Annotated in this window: 20 protein-coding genes and 1 pseudogene; 14 read left to right on the top strand and 7 right to left on the bottom strand. The window is 40.6% G+C overall.

Features of this window, described 5'->3' with window-relative positions:
• Window positions 1-147 precede the first annotated feature (147 nt).
• From VB693_RS27030 to VB693_RS27040, 3 genes are all read left to right on the top strand, one after another.
• Window positions 148-366 carry a hypothetical protein gene (locus tag VB693_RS27030; RefSeq protein ID WP_190699571.1) on the top strand — a complete coding sequence of 73 codons (219 nt, stop codon included), beginning with the start codon at window positions 148-150 and terminating at the stop codon, window positions 364-366.
• A 223-nt stretch (window positions 367-589) separates the two neighbouring features.
• The gene (locus VB693_RS27035; RefSeq protein WP_323268952.1) at window positions 590-745 is read left to right on the top strand and encodes a hypothetical protein; all 156 of its coding nucleotides are present in this window, start codon (window positions 590-592) and stop codon (window positions 743-745) included.
• Between the two features lie 217 nt (window positions 746-962).
• Entirely contained in the window at window positions 963-1274 is a 312-nt protein-coding gene (locus VB693_RS27040) for a DUF6679 family protein (RefSeq protein WP_190699577.1), read from the top strand.
• A gap of 168 nt (window positions 1275-1442) precedes the next feature.
• On the opposite strand, the gene VB693_RS27045 is transcribed toward VB693_RS27040, so the two are convergent.
• Entirely contained in the window at window positions 1443-3089 is a 1647-nt protein-coding gene (locus tag VB693_RS27045; RefSeq protein ID WP_323268935.1) for an MBL fold metallo-hydrolase, read from the bottom strand.
• Between the two features lie 791 nt (window positions 3090-3880).
• Between VB693_RS27045 and VB693_RS27050 the strand changes: the two genes are divergently transcribed.
• Both VB693_RS27050 and VB693_RS27055 read left to right on the top strand, forming a co-directional pair.
• Entirely contained in the window at window positions 3881-4471 is a 591-nt protein-coding gene (locus VB693_RS27050; RefSeq protein WP_323268936.1) for a ParA family protein, read from the top strand.
• 39 nt (window positions 4472-4510) lie between these two features.
• Complete coding sequence (locus VB693_RS27055; RefSeq protein ID WP_323268937.1) at window positions 4511-4798, top strand: CopG family transcriptional regulator; 288 nt, start codon at window positions 4511-4513, stop codon at window positions 4796-4798.
• Window positions 4799-4839: 41 nt separating this feature from the next.
• On the opposite strand, the gene VB693_RS27060 is transcribed toward VB693_RS27055, so the two are convergent.
• The gene (locus VB693_RS27060; protein ID WP_323268938.1) at window positions 4840-5367 is read right to left on the bottom strand and encodes a hypothetical protein; all 528 of its coding nucleotides are present in this window, start codon (window positions 5365-5367) and stop codon (window positions 4840-4842) included.
• Window positions 5368-5619: 252 nt separating this feature from the next.
• Between VB693_RS27060 and VB693_RS27065 the strand changes: the two genes are divergently transcribed.
• Window positions 5620-7080 carry an integrase gene (locus tag VB693_RS27065; protein ID WP_323268939.1) on the top strand — a complete coding sequence of 487 codons (1461 nt, stop codon included), beginning with the start codon at window positions 5620-5622 and terminating at the stop codon, window positions 7078-7080.
• Window positions 7081-7162: 82 nt separating this feature from the next.
• Here the strand turns inward: VB693_RS27065 and VB693_RS27070 are convergent, their stop codons facing one another.
• Window positions 7163-7588: a hypothetical protein gene (locus VB693_RS27070; protein WP_323268940.1), complete on the bottom strand. Its 426-nt coding sequence runs from the start codon at window positions 7586-7588 to the stop codon at window positions 7163-7165.
• Between the two features lie 276 nt (window positions 7589-7864).
• Between VB693_RS27070 and VB693_RS27075 the strand changes: the two genes are divergently transcribed.
• A complete protein-coding gene (locus VB693_RS27075) occupies window positions 7865-10864 on the top strand; it encodes a PAS domain S-box protein (RefSeq protein WP_416233432.1) in 3000 nt (999 codons plus the stop codon).
• Window positions 10865-10874: 10 nt separating this feature from the next.
• On the opposite strand, the pseudogene VB693_RS27080 reads toward VB693_RS27075, so the two are convergent.
• Window positions 10875-11453 (bottom strand): annotated as a pseudogene (locus VB693_RS27080) (Uma2 family endonuclease).
• 138 nt (window positions 11454-11591) lie between these two features.
• Between VB693_RS27080 and VB693_RS27085 the strand changes: the two are divergent.
• Complete coding sequence (locus VB693_RS27085; RefSeq protein ID WP_323268942.1) at window positions 11592-12230, top strand: Uma2 family endonuclease; 639 nt, start codon at window positions 11592-11594, stop codon at window positions 12228-12230.
• 120 nt (window positions 12231-12350) lie between these two features.
• The gene (locus tag VB693_RS27090; RefSeq protein WP_323268943.1) at window positions 12351-12824 is read left to right on the top strand and encodes a GNAT family N-acetyltransferase; all 474 of its coding nucleotides are present in this window, start codon (window positions 12351-12353) and stop codon (window positions 12822-12824) included.
• 157 nt (window positions 12825-12981) lie between these two features.
• Here VB693_RS27090 and VB693_RS27095 read toward each other — a convergent pair whose 3' ends face one another.
• Both VB693_RS27095 and VB693_RS27100 read right to left on the bottom strand, forming a co-directional pair.
• On the bottom strand, window positions 12982-15075 hold the full coding sequence (locus tag VB693_RS27095) for an SUMF1/EgtB/PvdO family nonheme iron enzyme (RefSeq protein WP_323268944.1): 2094 nt from the start codon (window positions 15073-15075) through the stop codon (window positions 12982-12984).
• 1 nt (window position 15076) lies between these two features.
• A complete protein-coding gene (locus tag VB693_RS27100) occupies window positions 15077-15457 on the bottom strand; it encodes a hypothetical protein (protein WP_323268945.1) in 381 nt (126 codons plus the stop codon).
• A gap of 274 nt (window positions 15458-15731) precedes the next feature.
• Here VB693_RS27100 and VB693_RS29150 point away from each other — a divergent pair, with 274 nt between their 5' ends.
• From VB693_RS29150 to VB693_RS27110, 3 genes are read left to right on the top strand one after another with little or no spacing between them, the layout of a single operon-like run.
• Window positions 15732-15911, top strand: coding sequence for a DUF6888 family protein (locus VB693_RS29150; RefSeq protein ID WP_416233431.1), 180 nt, complete (start codon window positions 15732-15734; stop codon window positions 15909-15911).
• Window positions 15908-16171, top strand: coding sequence for a DUF6887 family protein (locus tag VB693_RS27105; RefSeq protein WP_323268946.1), 264 nt, complete (start codon window positions 15908-15910; stop codon window positions 16169-16171). The genes VB693_RS29150 and VB693_RS27105 overlap by 4 nt, the downstream gene beginning before the upstream one ends.
• Window positions 16171-16422 carry a type II toxin-antitoxin system RelE family toxin gene (locus VB693_RS27110; RefSeq protein WP_237990180.1) on the top strand — a complete coding sequence of 84 codons (252 nt, stop codon included), beginning with the start codon at window positions 16171-16173 and terminating at the stop codon, window positions 16420-16422. Before VB693_RS27105 ends, VB693_RS27110 begins: the two co-directional genes overlap by 1 nt.
• Here the strand turns inward: VB693_RS27110 and VB693_RS27115 are convergent.
• Window positions 16394-16678: a HigA family addiction module antitoxin gene (locus tag VB693_RS27115; protein ID WP_323268947.1), complete on the bottom strand. Its 285-nt coding sequence runs from the start codon at window positions 16676-16678 to the stop codon at window positions 16394-16396. The genes VB693_RS27110 and VB693_RS27115 overlap by 29 nt on opposite strands.
• 167 nt (window positions 16679-16845) lie before the next feature.
• Between VB693_RS27115 and rsmA the strand changes: the two genes are divergently transcribed.
• Window positions 16846-17661: a 16S rRNA (adenine(1518)-N(6)/adenine(1519)-N(6))-dimethyltransferase RsmA gene (rsmA, locus tag VB693_RS27120; protein WP_323268948.1), complete on the top strand. Its 816-nt coding sequence runs from the start codon at window positions 16846-16848 to the stop codon at window positions 17659-17661.
• Window positions 17662-17775: 114 nt separating this feature from the next.
• Window positions 17776-18713: 4-(cytidine 5'-diphospho)-2-C-methyl-D-erythritol kinase (ispE, locus tag VB693_RS27125; protein WP_323268949.1), on the top strand; the 938-nt coding region annotated here is incomplete at its 3' end.

An 18713-nucleotide genomic window follows, 5' to 3' on the forward strand; every position in this document is an offset into this window, starting at 1 on the left:
TAACATTAATTTTTGTATTACTTATTGTGATACGGATCACACTTTTCTGTAATTAAAATCACAACGGTTTGCTGTTCTATATCAATCATCAAAAACGTAAAGTAGTCCAAACTGGAGGAGATAAACTGCGTACTCTACCAAAACACGATGATTCGCGCACTTGTTGAATCTGCTTTTCAAACTGGATATCTGAGCGTTGAATCTGAGGGCTTACTGCATCAGGTACTGGCGACTAAATGCTATCCGCCAGAAGATTTGGCAGTTCTGGCAGATTTATGTGATGCAGTGCATACAGGAAAAATTAAACGAGAGGGATCTTCGCAACTGCTGATTGAGTCTATCAATCAATACAAGTCTTGCGAATAGTGGTGAGTGTTGAGTGCTGAGTAAGGAGTAAGGAGTAGGAAAATGTCTACCAAGTCCCCAATCACCAGTCCCCAATCCCCTTTCTGTGTCAGGAAAAATTCTTAAACTCAAAACTATTAGGCTTTTGTTGTTGAAAACCGTGAAGGTCAGCAAAAGAATGAGTTAAGATCAAATACGTAGGGGTAACAGTCAAGCCGAAGCCCCAGGCTTCTCAGCAATGCCAATGATTACAAGTAGGCAAATTGAACAACCGCAATCATCGCTTGTTTTGGAGTATTTATTATTACATAATGGTAGAAAGGACTTACCAGCCCATATTCAGCAGGTGAGGACAAGTACCGAATTTTCTTACTTCTATGAAGAAGTAGACATTCGCTAAATGACCCTGAAAGAGATAGAATCTTGGTGCAGTCACTACCAGTTTATGACCCAACATTTCCCTAAATGCTCACAACTAATAGCAATTCCTTGGGTGGGTTTAACTGACACACTGATTCTGAACCATGAAACTCCCCTCCGAAGGGTTTCATTTGCTTGGGGTAAAACCCAGATTTGGAAAGGTTTAACTACGTTGTTTAAAAAGGCAGAAGCAGTACATGCTACACCGCAAGATTTATCAACTGTGTTGCGATGGGCGGGAGGTATGTGTTTTCTTGCGGGACCAGCAACGCTGGATAGAACGCGCCCGCATTCTCGACATAGAAGGCGATTTAGTGACCCTGCGCTATGAAACAGAAGAAGAAGACGAAGTTTGTTCTTGGGAAGAAATGGTTCGCCTCGAAAGCATCGGTGCTGTAACTCAAAAGTTAGCTTCAGTCCCACGCGGTAATGTAGAACCACTCATGACTGAAGATTGTCCAGAAGCCGAGCGTATCCGCAACCACTATCCTGAGTCCAATCCTGAATAAACGAGGCAGGAGGCAGGAGGCAGAAGGCAGGAGGAAAGGTAGTTTTAAAAGCTTCATTTTTCTGCAAAAACTTCTGTTTATCTGTCCCTTCCTACTTACCTAGTTCTGTATACACCCTAATCCTGAGTAAACTCTCGTACTCAGGATTAATTATTTAATGACTCATGACTATTCAACATTTGTTGTGCTTTCAAAAGCGGGGCAGTAACCCTCTAGGGTGACTCTAAAGTTATGTAAAGGAGAAGCTGGATTCCAACAGCGTTGTCCCCTTTGGTGTCGGCAAGTACCACAGCAATCGACATCGGACATAAAATAGCGATCGCTATTTTGATTCAGCAATTCTCGTTGTGTTAAGCCCTTAAATACTAATTCTTCTCCCTGCCAACGGGCTTCGATTAAACCTGTATCTGCAAACTGTCGCCAACGGGGATCGGCGGTGATGGCATCGGGTAGTGTAATGGTGATGAGTGTATCTAATTCTGTTACTTCCCCTTGATAATTTGTCTCAGGGGCGGCTGGTTGTAAAAAGGTATCCCCAATGGGCAGTTCTACCCGCGTACCAGCCAAGGGAGAATGGATATGATAGCGATTTTGTAATTCCTCCAAACTGGTTAAGTCGGCTAAATAAGCCGCAGAACCATGCACAAAGACAACGTGTTGGGGACGCAAGTTATGAATTAACTGGGTAGTTCCAGGGCCATCGCTGTGCTGTGCTAGTAGATAGGTTTCGATGGTTGTCGGTGTTGGGTATTGCTTTTTAATTTTGACATCAATTTTTTCTGGCAGTAAGACGAGCCAAGACCCGGTGTTGGGTTGGCAGTATTGGCTAAAATCTGCTGTGACATCTGTAAGCACAATACAGGGAGATATTCCCACGGTGTGACGATGTTCTGACTGCAACCGCCGCACACGGGGGCGTATTCGTTCATCCCAAAATAAAGGTTGATGGCGGGCAAAGTTTTGGACTGATGGCGGTAGATGGGGTAATAGTTCCAAGTAAGCGTCGCACCCTTTAGCCACAGCACCATCAACCCAAATATCTAAATCCCTACCGGTGAAATGGTGGTGAGAGCGCAACAGCATTAACAGTTCTTGCCCCAGACCTAATGCGGGTGTGGGTAGTAGCACAGAAGAACCGTCTGCGATCGCTTGGTTGATGCGTTCAGCTAGTTGGTTTTCTTGGTTGCGGCGGTGGGGGTGACGTGATGTGCCGTAAGTACCTTCAACAATTAGCACGTTCACATCTGAACCACGCAATTCTTCTAACCGCAAACCTTCTACTAATCGAGAGTTAGATAAGAAAAAATCTCCTGTATAGAGGAGCTTATAAGCGCGTTGGGCTGTGGTGTATGTGAGGAGAATTGCTACTGCGCCTGGCAAGTGTCCGGCGGGGAAGATTTCCGCAACTAGCCCTTTTTGTAACTCAATGGGCGATCGCAACGGCAAGGCGTGACAAAACTGTGGGACGTTTTCTTGCTCTGTCCAACTCAGAGGCAGCAATTTGCTAGTTACTTCACTGGCGTAGATGGGTAAATGAGGGAAGGCTTGATGCAGTGACAATAACCCTCTAGCGTGGTCTGGGTGAGCATGAGTGACTAATACTAAATCTGCTGGTAGCTTTGACGATTTAGTGACACTTTTTTTTAAGGATGAAATGTCTGCTAAACCACAGTCTAGTAGGATGCGGTGTGGCCCCATCCGCACCAACAAACATACACCCTCGTCATGATGCTGAACACTATAAGGAAAGCATTCTAATTCTGTTGCTGTTTCCTCTGTGTCAACGCGGGAGTATGCTGGCACATTATCCCTCATGCTTTCCTCCCCTCCCATCTCATAATCTTTGACATATCCCAAAAGCCCACTTTTCTAAGGATTTTGGTTTGTAACCTAGGGGTAAGTTTGACAATGTGCCTCTCATCCCTAAGAATATGGGTTTTTGATTGGGGAGGACACCTCTTGCAAACCCTCACTGCTTGGGAAAAGCTGATAACGAGAAGCCCTAAAGCTAGAAGCTTAGGGAACTTGCCTTTTGCTTTGAGCTATCAATGGGCAGAGCCATTGCCGTGATAGTTCTCTGAATCATAAAATCCATTTTTCGTGCCAAAAAATAGGCACGAAATGGTGAATATGACAGTTAACCCAACGATAATCAGCTTTACATCCATTGGTTTATTACCCTCTCATCAAGACTTTTTTATATTAATAGTGCGATTTAATAATCTAGCTGAATCGCTAGAAAATCTTTAACTATGCTTGGTTTGATTGAGCAATAAGTAAATTTACTACCTTCAGTCTGATTGTAAAACTTTTCAGATCACCTGTCTATTAACGTAATACGCCTTTACAAAGCATTTTTGGGAATGGGGCATTGGTCATTTCTAATACTTAATCTAAGTATGTATTAAATAAATTTTTATCCCACGGTTTGCTGAATAAACTTAGCACTAAATCTTTTAGGCTATGAATATTTAGCATACAATCTAAAAGCCTACAAAGTATTTTTAGCATTTAAACATTTAGATGTTTAAACTTTTATAGCTAAATTAAATGTTCAAATGTTTAGATATGAAGTAAAATCTGGAAATTATTTGCATTTGGAAAAAATGATCATTACGGTAGCGGCTTTCAAGGGTGGTGTGGGGAAGTCTACGACAGCCTTGCACTTGGCTACATATCTCCAGAAGCAAGCTGACACGCTGTTAATAGACGGTGATTTAAACCGCAGTGCTTTAGATTGGTCAAATCGGGGTTCTTTGCCATTTAAGGTGGCTGATGAGCAACAGGGGGTGAGTTTAGCGGGGCTTTATGAGCATATAGTTATTGACACCCCAGCCAGGCCAGATGCAGATGAGTTAAAAACTCTAGCTAAAGGATGCGATTTGTTAGTTATCCCGACTACACCAGATGCGATCGCACTAGCAGCAACTCTACAAATGGTGGATTTACTGGAAAAAATAAAAAATAAGTATAAAATATTGCTGACTATCATTCCCCCAAATCCGAATAAAGCAGGAGAAGAAGCGAGGACAACTCTATTAAATGCCAGTATCCCTGTGTTTAAGTCTGGAATTCGCCGCTTGGCTGTATTCCAACGTGCTGCTTTAGAGGGTATTCCAGTTAATGCCGTCAAAGATACTTACGCTCAAATTGCTTGGCGATGTTACTCAGAGGTAGGGAAGGAGATATTAAACTAATTCGTAATTCATTTGTTTCTTCAAAGAGTTGGTATTACTTTGAATAATAAGAAGAAAGCTAGCCGTTTTGATGATTTGATTGATGCTGCTCGTAGTCGTCAACAGCGAGATCAGCCACAGCCTACACCAGATACACCTACTTCTGTTACGAAAAGCACTGACCCGGCTTATACTCGTACAACTATCTACTTACCTAAGCAACTCCATCGACAATTGAAGGCTGCGGCTGTTGCTCAGGAACGACAGATGAGTGATATTGTCGCTGAATTAGTTGAACAGTGGTTAGGGAAGGAAAAGGAAGGTAAGGAAGTAAACGTGGAAATTTAAACGCAGAGGTACGCAGAGAATTAATCTAATGAGATTATTGACTAAATCACAATTGCTTCACCTTTCTCAGTGAAGCGGACTTCTTTAATTTTCCACTGGGAATTACTGGTGAGGGTTTTGCGGAGACTGCCAAATAGGGCAAACTGTTCACAGCCAGAAAGAGAGACGAATTGACGTTTAGATTGGGGTGAGAGTCGCAAGTCAACTGTAGCAATGCCATTGTTGACTCTGACACGATAACCAGACAAATTAAAGTCGGCTGTGTCTTGTTCTTCTATGATTTTGCCGACTGCATTAGTTACAGACTCTGCTGCTGGTACGGTTACTTTTTGCGGGACAAGTTCCTGGCATTGAATATCGCTTGTATATAAAGTCACATTTACTGTGTTGCCAGAGGCAGCTTTAGAGGTATCAGAGGGGGACTTGATACTGTTGTGTTTGGCTCTGAGTTGAGCCATACTTTGGGTTGGGGTTGGTGTTGTGCTGGTTTCTGGTAGGTTGGAAGCACAGCTACTGATGCTAGCTGCGATCGCTATCATCGCAAATGGTAAAAGACACCTGGAAATCATATGCAGAACTTTGGTTGTGTATCTTTCTCTTAACTTCAGTATTATTCGGTCCAATTCCGTATAAAATTGCAACGAGTTTTTAGTTGAATTTTACGTAAAAATAAATTTATTGTAGAGTGTGTGAGGCGCATTTTTTCGATATTGTATGCCACGAAAAAAAGTGTTCTATGTGCCAACACGCTACCACATAACACGGTGCGTTAGGCTAACTTTATAATACACCCTACTTAAGACTAGTCCCCAGCCTCTATTATGCCTGCAACTACTTTTGACCCTCGTAATTCTGAATGGGAAGGTATACCCATTGATAAGTGGGAAGCCTCTAAATGGAAGCAATGGAAACCTAAATACCCAGCATCTGATGAACAAGCTAAGTTAGAACGGGAATATCTCAGAATTAAATATGCAGTTCAACAGGCTAATACAGCCCTGAATTTAGATAGAGTCAAAGTTAAATTAAAACTTACTAGCCCAAAAACTATAGGTTTACAGGGTACTTTTCCTTGTAGACCTGGTGATGTTGGTAAACATGGTAGTCCTAATAAACAATATACCATTTCTTGTGGTTTTACCGCTAATGATGCTGGGGTAAAAATGGCAGTATTAAAGGCACGGGAATTAGATTTATCATTAATTACAAAACAATTCCAGTGGACTCCTGAATTACTAGGAAAACAAGCGCAAAAAATAGACCAAGTAGATAATTATAAATATACTAAACTGATTAGTGAATTGATTCAAGACTACGAGCGCGAATTTTGGAAGACTCACGAGCAGGATAGACGAGGTATTAAGACTTGGGAAAGCCATTATATGAGGCACTTGAAAAAATTACCTCAAGATGTAACTATGTCTGCTCAAGCATTAGAGGAGGCTTTGGAAAAAACTAAACCTAATACATCATCTAGGTTTTTTTTGGTATGGCAACTAAAAAAATTCTGCGATTTTTGTGGGATTGATGACCTCAAAACTATTTACGCTTATGCTACTCCCAATCCTCTCCCAAATATCCGCAAAATCCCTTCAGATGAGGAGATTATCCAAGGTTATTTTACAATCGGTATGCCATTATCAGCATACACAAGTAAAGATAATATTACTCTGCCTGAACAATGGCAATGGGCATATGGAATGTTAGCAACGTATGGCTTAAGGCCTCATGAGTTATTTGCTGTAGATTTGGAGGCGTTTATAGACCTTAGAAATACTTTTCATTTAGTCAATTTAAATCCTAGTTTGACGGGGGGTACAAAAACAGGTGAGCGGAGTTGTGGTATTCCGCCATTACATCCTCATTGGGTGGAGTTATTTAAGTTAAAAAATATTCGATTGCCTTATAACGAAGGAAAGCTGAGTAATAAAACAGCAAAACTTTATATTAGATTTAGAAATAATGATTTAGGTTTTAGACCTTATGATTTACGTCATGCTTATGCTATCCGGGGTCATAGGTTGCGTGTACCTATCAAGACTATGGCTGATTATCTGGGTCATACAGTCCAAGAACATACAAAAACTTATCAGAGATGGATGAATGAAGATACTAATTTAGAAATTTATAAGGAGGTAGTGATTCACAGACAGGGGACTTCTAAGGAAGCCATGAAAGAGAGGATTAGCGAATTGGAAGCTGAAAATTTGGCTTTGAAGGCAGAAAATGCGACTTTGAAACAATTATTAATTCAACACCAATTAGGGGAATTGTTGAGTTAGGAAATGCAAAAATTCTAATTATCCAGTAGTAATATGTGAGTGTAAGTTGTCGCTAATCTCGCTACTGTATTTACTTTAAATATTAATTTAGCCAAAATCCACCTATTTTTTCATCTTTAATGCTCAATCTAGCTAAGACATCATCATTGCCATCTTTAAATGTAAGTTTCCATAGGTAGACTTGATAACCCTGCTGATTTAGTTTCCCTAAAAAAACTGCCGAATACCCTTTTTTAATACGAGGAGCTAACTGTCCATTAACTTGTGCAAATATTTGTTTTGTAATACCTTCTTTAAAGGCAGCATTTCCTGGAGATATAAACTGAGTGTAATTGTTTTGTTCAATAGCATTTATGAGGTTTGTAAAAGTTTTTTGCACTTGTTGCTCAACATGACTACTTTGAGCTTTTTTTACTGGCTCGGTTACAGCCTGCACGTTTTTTGCTACACCTAAAGTCAAAGGTGACATGGTAATGAACCCTGCGATTAATAATCCTATCTTATTCATTTATTCGTTTGTACTCCTGGTGAATTTATTTAATTCAACATAATTGAAACTGATGATAACTCAAAAGAAAGACACTATTATAGCAGTCCGCAATTTTTGTATTGTGGGCAATGCTTTTAGTGGGATAAAACCCCGATTTTTATGTTGTTGGCATTACCCATTTAGGGTTATTGAGAATGGTGCAAGATATGAACCCTCACCCTGCCATCTTTCGGGCTTTTGTAGATTGCCCCAAATCTTGATGCTGTCGGCTGGAGATTGGGAAACATAGAAATGATGTTACCTGCAAACTCTGACCTAGGAAGTGGCGCAACTATGGCCGATCATCTGATGACTATAGATAAAAATACTTATGAATCCCTACAACAAGAGTTACAAGAACTACGCCAACTAGTGGCAAATAGGGATAAGAAATCTAGCCAAGAACAGATGGGCTTATTTATTGAATATACACCGGCGGCGATCGCTGTTTTTGATCGGGAAATGCGCTACTTGCAAGCTAGTCGTCGTTGGCGAGAAGATTACGGCTTAGGTAATGAAGATATCATTGGTCGCTCTCATTCCGAAATTTGCCCGGAGATGGCTGTGTTTTGGGGGGAAATTCATCAACGCTGTTTGCATGGAAAAATTGAAAAATGTGCCGAAGATGCCTTTAGCCGTGCCGACGGGACAACCGATTGGGTGAAATGGGAAATATGTCCTTGGTATGAAAATTCTGGCACAGTGGGTGGTATGGTCATGTTTACCGAGGTAATTACCACCCGCAAACAAGCTGAAGCCGAACTGAAGCGGTTGAACGAAGAGTTAGAGGGTAGGATTGAAGAACGTACAAAAGCTTTGCAACAAAGCGAATCGCGGTTGCAACGACTAGCAGACAATGTACCAGGTATGCTGTATGAGTTTCATCTTCATGCTGATGGCACAATGTTTTTCCCTTATGTTTCTTCTGGGTGTCGAGAAATTACGGGGAGAGAAGCAAAAGAGTTGCTAAATGATGCCTCTGCCACCTTTGCAGATATTCACCCTGAAGATATATCTAATGTTGAGGCTGCGATCGCTCACTCTGCCGAAACTCTGCAAAACTTTGAATGCGAGTGGCGTATCACCCCCTCTGGTCAGCAGAAGTGGATTAAAGCTGTTTCTAAACCAGAACGTAGAGTAGGAGGGAAAATTGTCTGGTATGGTTGCCTACTCGATATTACCGAACAGCAAATTGCACTGCGCGATCGCAAACAAACAGAGCAACAACTGCAACAACAGGCACAATTTTTACAAAGTATCTGGGAAGGTGTAGACTACGGTATTTTTGTCTTAGAAGTGTTGGCTGATGGCGAAGAGTTTCGTTACGTTAAGTTTAATCCTGCCATGCTGAGAATTAGCCCCATGTCTCTAGAACCTTTCTTTGAGAGAACAATGGCAGAAGCACTACCTCAAGACATAGCAAACCACTATCGCCAGCGTTACAGAGAATGTATCAAATCTCAAAAAAGCATATTTTTTGAGGAAAAATTTTTAGCCGATGAGGAAGAAAGTTGGTGGCTAATGAATGTCACACCTCTTTGGGATAGTCATTTCTGCATTTCTCAACTTGTAGTTACAGTCACAGACATCACAGAACGCAAACAAGCGGAAAAAGAACGCCAAATGTTCGTCTCGCTGATTGAAAATAGCAGTGATTTCATTGGTTTAGCAAATCTAGAAGCAAAACCCCTATTTGTCAACGAAGCTGGACGCAAGCTGGTTGGTTTAGACGATTTGGCATCTACTGAAGACTTAACAGTGGCTGACTTCTTTTTTCCAGAAGATAGAGAATATGTACAGCAACAGATGATGCCTACAGTGATCAAAGATGGTTTATGGCAAGATGAATATCGTTTCCGACACTTCCGAACTGGAGAGGTGATACCTGTTGACTATAATGTATTTTCTGTCAAGAACCCAGAGACTGGCGAACTGTTGTGTATTGCAACCATTACTCGTGATATTCGCGATCGCAAAAATGTAGAAGCTTTGTTGCAGGAACAAGAGCAGTTTTTACGTAGTATTTATGAAGGTGTTGATCAAATCATATTTGTTATTGATGTTCTAGAAAACTGCGAATTTCGTTATGCTGCCTGGAATTCCACCGCCGAAAAAGCCACAGGTATTAGTCTAGCCAACGTTATAGGTAAAGTACCTGAAGATGTGCATGGTATTGCTGAAGGTGCAGCCATTCGTCAACGATATAAAAACTGTGTAGAAACTGGTATCAGTAGCAGCTATGAAGAGTGTCTGACTTTACGCAATCAAGAAACTTGGTGGCTGACTAAAATCAATCCCCTCAAAAATAGCGAAGGTAGAATTTATCGACTTGTCGGGACAACTCTAAATATTACAGAACGCAAGCAAGCTGAAATTAAGTTACAACAACAAGCCGAAAACTTAGAAAATACTCTGCGGGAATTACAACTTACCCAAACCCAACTTATCCACAGTGAGAAAATGTCTTCACTAGGTAACATGGTTGCAGGTGTTGCCCATGAAATTAACAATCCAGTTAACTTTATTCACGGTAATTTGATTCCGGCTAGTGAATATGCTCACGATTTATTGCAGCTAGTGCAACTCTATCAAATTCACTTTCCCTACCCTCCAGAAGAAATTAAAGAGTTATTGATAGATATTGACTTTGATTTTCTCAAAGAAGACATAGTAAAGCTGCTTACATCCATGCGTGTAGGTACTCAGCGCATCCGAGAAATTGTCCTCTCACTACGCAATTTCTCTCGCCTTGATGAAGCAGAATTTAAGCAGGTTGATATTCATGAAGGTATTGATAGTACCTTGATGATTTTACATAATCGTTTGAAGGTTAAACCAGAGCATCCAGAAATTTTAGTGATTAAAGAATATGGTAAATTACCCCTAATAGAATGCTATCCTGGGCAGCTTAATCAGGTATTTATGAATATTATCAGTAATGCTATCGATGCTTTGGAAGAGTCATTTCTGGGTGAACAAGCGCAAATTTATATTCGTACTGAAGTTATGAATAATAATTGGATAAGTATCAGTATTGCAGATAATGGTATGGGAATTGATACTGAAATTGTTTCTAAATTATTTGACCCTTTCTTTACTACTAAAAATGTGGGTAAGGGTACAGGATTAGGTTTATCTATTAGCTATCAAATTGTGGTAGATAGACATAGAGGTAAATTATCTTGTCATTCAGAACCGGGAAAAGGTGCAGAATTTGTGATTGAAATTCCTATTAACCAACATGAAAATAGCTAAGAAAATCAGGTTAAGTCCAAACCATTTGTAAATCTAAAACAAACCCTAGTAATATATATTTTCCTGATAATTTTGTAGGAGAATCCAAAATTTCCATCGGTTGATTTTGACGATATATTTCCACTTGTCACGCTTGGGGGTTAATTAACCAGCCAAGTTTGACTTGATTATCAATATATTCTTGCATTTTAGCTTGGGTGTCTTTCAAGTCATCGCTTGGTGACATTAACTCTAAAACAAAGTCTGGCGCAATTGGGGGGAACTTTTTTTGTTGTTCTGGTGTGAGTGCGTCCCATCTGTCTTTTTTTATCCACGCCACATCAGGAGAGCGATTTGCACCGTTAGGTAATTTAAAACAGGTAGAAGAATCAAAACATACGCCTAATTTCTGCTGACGATTCCATACGCAAAATTCCACAGCCATTTCAAAGTTGCGGTTTCCTGTCTCTCCCCCTGTAGGTGGCATAATAATTATTTCTCCCTTAGCGTTACGCTCCAATTTGACATCAGGATTTTCTCTACACAGTTGGTAAAATTGGTCGTCAGTGAGTTTAATAATTGGGTTGAGGTTGAATGTAATAGCTGTCATGGTGATGAAATTGCAGACGTCTGGTACTTATATGTATGATTTTAAGTTACTTTAAATAAACAAAATTTAGTTGTTAACTATAAATGAATTATGCTGGAGTTGGTACTGGTTAGGTAAATTTTAAAAGCGAGGGAAGTGATGTTACCTGCACTCAAACAATTAATTGTACCTGTCGGTCATCAATTATTAATTAAAAATATATCTTGGCCGGAATATAAAAATATTTTGGCGGAATTGGGTGAAAATCGTAGTTTTAGGGTGTCTTATAGTCAAGGGGTGCTGGAAATAATGTCTCCATTACCAGAGCATGAGGTAGCTAAAGTTATTATTGGTGATTTAGTCAAGGCTCTATTAGAAGAACTTGATATGGAATTTTGGAGTTTGGGTTCTACTACTTTTGATCAAGAAATCATGGATGCTGGGGTAGAACCTGACGATTGTTTTTATATCCAAAATGAAGCTGCTGTGCGTGGTAAGGATAGAATTGATTTAACTATTGATCCTCCCCCAGATTTAGCTATTGAAATTGATATTACTTCTCGCACTCGTTTTAATAATTATCAATTATTGGGAGTACCGGAATTGTGGCGTTGGTATGGAACTAAGTTGGAAATTAATGTTTTGATTGATGGTAAATATGTAAAATCTCATAATAGTGGAATTTTTTCTAATTTCTCTATCGCTCAAGTTATCCCTGAATATTTAACGCGTAGTAAAATTGACGGTAGAAATGCAACTATGAAGGCTTTCCGGGCTTGGGTGAGAGGGCAAATTTAACAATTCAAAATTCAAAATTCAAAATTCAAAACAGTTGGCGTGGTGGATTTAAACCCCAACTCAACTGGTACTACGTGTAGACGTAGGGGTCTTAAACCATTGAATTTACGATAATCTATTATGAAATTACGAAGATACGAAATAGCTGATACTGAAGCAATTATGCAGTTATTTTATGACACTGTTCATGAGGTGAATATTCGTGATTACACCAAAGCACAAGTAGATGCTTGGGCTTCAGTAAATATGGATGTTGAGGTTTGGATGAGTAGCTTAAAAAGTAAGTTGACTTATGTGGCAGAAGAGGATGGTAAAGTTATTGGTTTTGGGGAATTAGAAGCGAATGGACATATTGACCGCTTTTATTGTCATAAAGATTTTCAAGGTCGAGGAGTTGGGAGTAAAATTCTAGCAGAAATTGAATTTAAAGCGAGAAATTTAAGAATTCAAAAGTTATTTGTGGAAGCTAGTATTACAGCTAAACCTTTTTTTGCAAGGCGGGATTTTATTGTGGTGAAAAAGCAAGAGGTGGAACGCAGGGGGCAAAAGTTTATTAATTTTGTGATGGAAAAGATATTATTTCATGACTTATAAGACTCGATAAATCGCATCTACACGATAAATAAAATATTTCTTGGGTTTCGCCAAGCTCAACCCAACCTACATGAGAACTTTGATTAAATGTAGTATAGTAATGGTTTTGATATCTAAACAGAATAAGAAGTACAGAGGGCTAAAGGGCAAGGAATCCTTACACCACAGCCACCACGCGAAATCCAACGAAGTAGTTGCGACTAGCGCACGTGAGTCTATTGCGATTAGCAGAACGGCAAAGCCAGGCAATATATGTCCAACCACCACCGCGCAGCAGCTTTATATCTTTATTGCTACCTTTTAACCACGCACTACCGTTTGTCGGCGCACCTTGGTAGCTATCATTATATACATCTTTACACCATTCATATACATTACCACACATATCATATAAACCGAAAGAGTTTGGCGGAAATATTCCTACATTTGTTGTTTGTTCACGATATTTACCTTTTGGTGCAGAACCGTAGGGATAGTTACCATCGTAGTTAACTAAATCTGTAGTGATAGTTTCCCCAAAATAAAACGGTGTGGTTGTTCCTGCACGACAAGCATATTCCCATTCCGCTTCGTTGGGTAGCCTGTAGGTTTTTCCAGTCTTCTGACTCAACTTTTTACAAAACTCTACCGCATCATCCCAACTCACTTGCTCTACAGGTCTTTTCTCACCTTTAAAATAGGAAGGATTATTTTTATTGCCTATAATTTTTTGGAAAATGTTACCACCCATAACTGCTTGATACTGTTCCTGGGTAACTGCATATTTTCCCATGAAGAACTTAGGGACTCTCACCTGATGCTGAGGTTTTTCATAGGAATCACCTTCCCCTTCCGGTGAACCCATCATAAATGTTCCTCCTGGTATCTGCACCATTTCCAAGGTGATACCATTTCCCAAGTCTTCTGCAAAATATTTTGCCTCTTCATTGCGGCGGTTGGTGATTTTCCCTTGTGCGTTTACCGTCACCACTTCAAATTGAAAGGTTTGTAAGGTGTCTTTTGATTTTGCTTCTGTAACCGTAACAGACTTAGATTGCTCTGGAGGAGGAGAGCTAGATTGAGGTTGCAACAACTTCTCAATTTCATCTAGCTCATTCTCAATATGCTCTAGCTCAGTTTCCTCCTGTTGAAGTTGCTGTTTTAATTTAAACTTTTCTGTCGTACTAGTCTCAATAGCTAAGGCTTTTCTCATCAGGTCAACTTTCTCACTCCGAGTTTCCCATTCTTGCTGAATTCTATCTCGTTTGTCTTCCAGTCGGCGTTGTTTACCTGGAATGGTGGGATTTGGGGCTGCTTGTTGGGTTGACTGTGGCGTTGGTTGTGGAGGCTGAGGATTAACCGGACTATTCTGCAACTGGGCAATTCTTTGTAACGCCTTCAATGCTTCCATATCATTTCCTAAAGCAGCTGCTACCACCCGAATCCATAATTGTTCTGCTAAATCTAGATTTCTGTTGACTTCGGCTTGGTAAGCATCATTTTTCAGTGTGGAAATATCCGCTAGGGTGGCGTGTCGTGGTACAAGAATCAAATGGGATTTACTAACAGGCTCGATAATAATATAAGGTGTTTGCTTCTTATTAATATGCTGACGCACCAATTCCGGCACACGAAAACTGAGATACTGATTTAACCTTTCAACGGTCGCACATTTACCTTGAATCCCCAACCCTTCCAATAACGCCGTAGTAAAAGTACCTTGTTGTAAAGCTGCAATCTCATAAGAATATTCCTGGGGACTACAGGAAAATATACTAATAACTCCTTGTTGACGTGCTTCCTCTGCTGTCTGTCTACCGATACCTTCGCCAGCACGAGTCCCCAAACTGCGACAAGCGTCTAAAATCAATACAACATTATCCGCACCGCAAAGGCGGAGGCGTTCCGTCACCAAGTTAATGGAAATCGCTGTATTCTCAATATCCTCTGGATCGCCATCACTAGGCATGAGATAATCACGTCCAGCATGGCGGATACCATGTCCACTGAAGAAAAACCAAAAGTTATCACCCGCACCCATGAAGGGATTTTCAAATAACTGTCGCAAGATTCGCAGCAAATTAGTGCGGGTGGGACGGGTTGATTTACCCCCAACATCTGGGGAATCATCAGAGAAGAAGAAAATCTCATTAAACCCCGCTTCGTTGCGGAGAAACTCCTGCATTAACATTGCATCCCGCTTGGCATAATTTAGCGGTTGCAAATAATCATAGTGGTTAACGCCGATCGCGATCGCTAAATTTTTCGCCATCCTACTTTGGTTCTTGTCGCCGAAATACCAGTTTAATCGCGCCTTTCCCGCCTGCTTTCGCACCGTTACCGATTAATTTGACTTCACCTTCAGCACTGATTTCTACGGATAATTCAATTTCATCTAGCTGCATTCCGCCCTTGGCTTGTTGTTCTGCGCGGTTAAATAAGCGTCCCACTACTTGCAGGAAGTGGGTCATTTCTTGCTCTAATTTTTGGGTGCTGACTTTGACTGCATCGCCTACGCTTTTAGTGGTTTCTGTGGTGGTTTCTTCTCTCCAACTGCGGGTATTACCACTTATACCTTTAACACCATCGGTAACGGCAATTTGCGGTGCTTCATCTGTGACTATCCAAATGCTGTCTGAGGATGTATCTGTCATATTACACTGGGTTTTTTAGTATTTTCGCATAAGTATATGTATAAGGGGGATTATCTCACGCAGAGGCGCGGAGGCAAGCCAGTGCGTTGGGCGGCTCTGCCGACTTGTTCGCGCAGCGTCTCGGAGAGAAGCAACTGGCACGCAGAGAGAGAGCGGGGGGTTTTGGTATGATGGCGATCGCCGCCAAGGGCGGGGCGTAGCCTATCGCTGGTGAGGCATATTCTAGTAGGATGAGTGATTAGCGATTAGCGATCGCTGCAATTGACTAAAAATTATGCAAGAGCCAACGGCAGAACAAGCAAAGGAGCTTTTTAGGGTCTGCTACCATTTGACTAATATGTACTGCTCAATTCATTTGGTGAGAATAGATGAAACTACTAACCGTATTTACATCCTAGCTGGAGACGAAACTCAATTAGAAATACTCCCCAATGGTAGTGTGAGGTATTTATGACCAAGCCAAATTTTACAGCAATGACGAAGCAAGAGTTAAGAGCTTATGTTTTGGAACATCGGGATGACAATGAAGCTTTCTATGCGTTAACCCGCAAGCTCAGGGAAGAACCAGGAATTGAAATAACTTCAATGGAACATTTACAACAGTTAATTGCAGCCAAGCGGGACAAAATCGATATACAAGATGCTCACACAGCTTTAGAGTCAGCATCAGTCAACACCATATCTCTTGAAGACCTGAAAAGGCAATTAGGATAGTGAGCTATCAAGTACAACTTTTATCGACAGCTGTGCAGCAGATTGAGAGGCTAAATTCTCAAGTGCAACAACAGGTGATGAAAAAATTAGAAGAGTTAGCATCCAACCCAATTCCCGAAGGGGCGATAAATTTGTCAGTTGGGGAAAATTTATATTTAGTTGTTATCAATGAATATCGGATTGTTTATCACATCCAAGAACAGGATTTATTAATTACAGTCACTAAGGTTGCTCATTCTCAAGATTATTAAATTTCAGGGTGTGGTATAGCTCCCAATTTGCTTGCAGGTTGATCCAAAAATCTGCACTATTTCCCCATAGTTCTGCTAACTTTAACGCAGTGCTTGGTGTGATTCCATGCTTTTTATTTACCAGTTCATTTATATCCTCATTGGGACTATCAATTATTTGAGCAAGTTCATCTGGTAATATTCCCAAAGGTTCTAAAAAATCTTTAACTAAAATTTCCCTAGGATGGGTAGGAGGACGATATTTTGGTAGTCTCATTGCTAGTTAGCTTCAGGCGATCGCATCAAATCAAATACCATATATAATACTAAATGTCAATACTAAAATCAATAAAAAACCAGAAAAACTGACCTGAAAAAGTAAGCAAAAAGTAAGAAATAGATTTTTTGTAAAAAGCTGAGATTTAGATATAGTAAGGAAAAATAATGGTTCGACCGCGCAAGCTCTTTGCTCAACATTGGCTCAAAAGTGATAAGGTTTTGGATGCGATCGTCAAGGCGGCGGAGTGTAGTACAAATGACCGCATCCTGGAAATTGGCCCCGGTACAGGCATTCTCACACGGCGTTTACTACCTTTAGTACAGTCTTTAGTAGCGGTGGAAATTGACCGCGATTTATGTAAGTTATTAGTCAAACAGTTGGGGAATAAGGCGAATTTTTTACTGTTACAAGGTGACTTTCTCACCCTAGATTTGACTACAAACTTGGCAGCATTTCCTAACTTTCAAAAGCCAAATAAAGTTGTTGCTAATATCCCCTATAATATTACAGGGCCAATTATTGAGAAATTATTGGGAACGATCGCCAACCCTAACCCTACACCTTTTGATTCGATAGTGTTATTAATTCAGAAGGAAGTAGCGGAAAGATTATATGCGAAATCCGGGTCAAGAATATTTGGTGCATTATCAGTAAGGGTGCAGTATTTAGCTGAGTGCGAATTAATTTGTCATGTCCCCGCAGCTGCATTTCATCCATCACCAAAAGTAGATTCCGCCGTCGTGCGCCTGCGTCCCCGACAGATAGAAATCCCGGCGGATGACCCAAAAAAATTAGAGAATTTGCTAAAGTTAGGCTTTGCCGAGAAACGCAAAATGCTACGGAATAATTTGCAATCTGTTATTGATCGCGATCGCCTGAGCCAATTACTGGAACAATTAAATATAAACCCCCAAGTTAGAGCTGAAGACCTCAGCACTCAGCAATGGGTAACTCTGAGTAACACACTCACAACCAGCTAAACGCCGCGCTACCGCTAACACAACTCAGCAATAGGTAACTACTCAAAACTCAGCACTCTCTCACTCAGCACTCTCTCACTCAGCACTCAGCACTCTCTCACTCAGCACTAAACGATGCGTAGTTACAGTTTAATTGCTCCTGCTAAAATCAATTTATATCTGGAAATCATCGGCGATCGCTCCGATGGTTATCATGAGTTAGTGATGATATTGCAAAGTATCGACCTCGCTGACCAAATTGAATTACACTCCATTAGCGATGAAACTATCCGCGTTCATTGCAACCATCCCCAAGTACCAACAGATAAAACTAATCTCGTATATCGCGCCGCCGAACTCATGGCGAAAAAATTTCCCACAGCCTTGGCTAAATATGGGGGTGTAGATATTACAGTTCACAAACATATTCCTGTAGCAGCTGGGTTGGCTGGAGGTTCAACTAATGCAGCCGCCGTATTGGTAGGGATAGATTTACTCTGGAATTTGGGACTAACTAAATCAGAACTAGAAGAATTGGGTGGGACTCTGGGTTCAGATGTACCATTTTGTGTGGAAGGTGGTACAGTCATTGCTACAGGTAGAGGAGAGCAACTTTCACCCCTGCCAAGTTTAGATTATATATATATAGTATTAGCTAAATATCGTAGCCTAGAAGTTTCTACCCCTTGGGCATATAAAACCTATCGCCAACAGTTTGGTAGTGGGTATCTTAAAGATAGCAATGACTTAGCCGCACGAGCCGCCGCCGTGCATTCAAGTGGAATGGTCAAAGCGATTTTAGATAAAGATGCAGCAGAAATATCTCAAAAACTGCACAATGATTTAGAGCGTGTAGTCTTACCAGCCTATCCCCAAGTTTTGCAATTACGAGAACTATTTGCAGTTCAGGAAGGGGTTCTAGGAACTATGATGTCTGGTTCTGGCCCTTCAGTATTTGCTATATGTGCATCTCAACCACAAGCAGAACAAGTTAAGTTACGAGTTAGAGAAGCAATCCCTGACGAAGATTTAGAATTATTCGTGACTCGTACAACTGGACAGGGGATTCAGGT

This window comes from Anabaena sp. UHCC 0399, assembly GCF_034931465.1.
GTDB lineage: Bacteria > Cyanobacteriota > Cyanobacteriia > Cyanobacteriales > Nostocaceae > Trichormus > Trichormus minutissimus.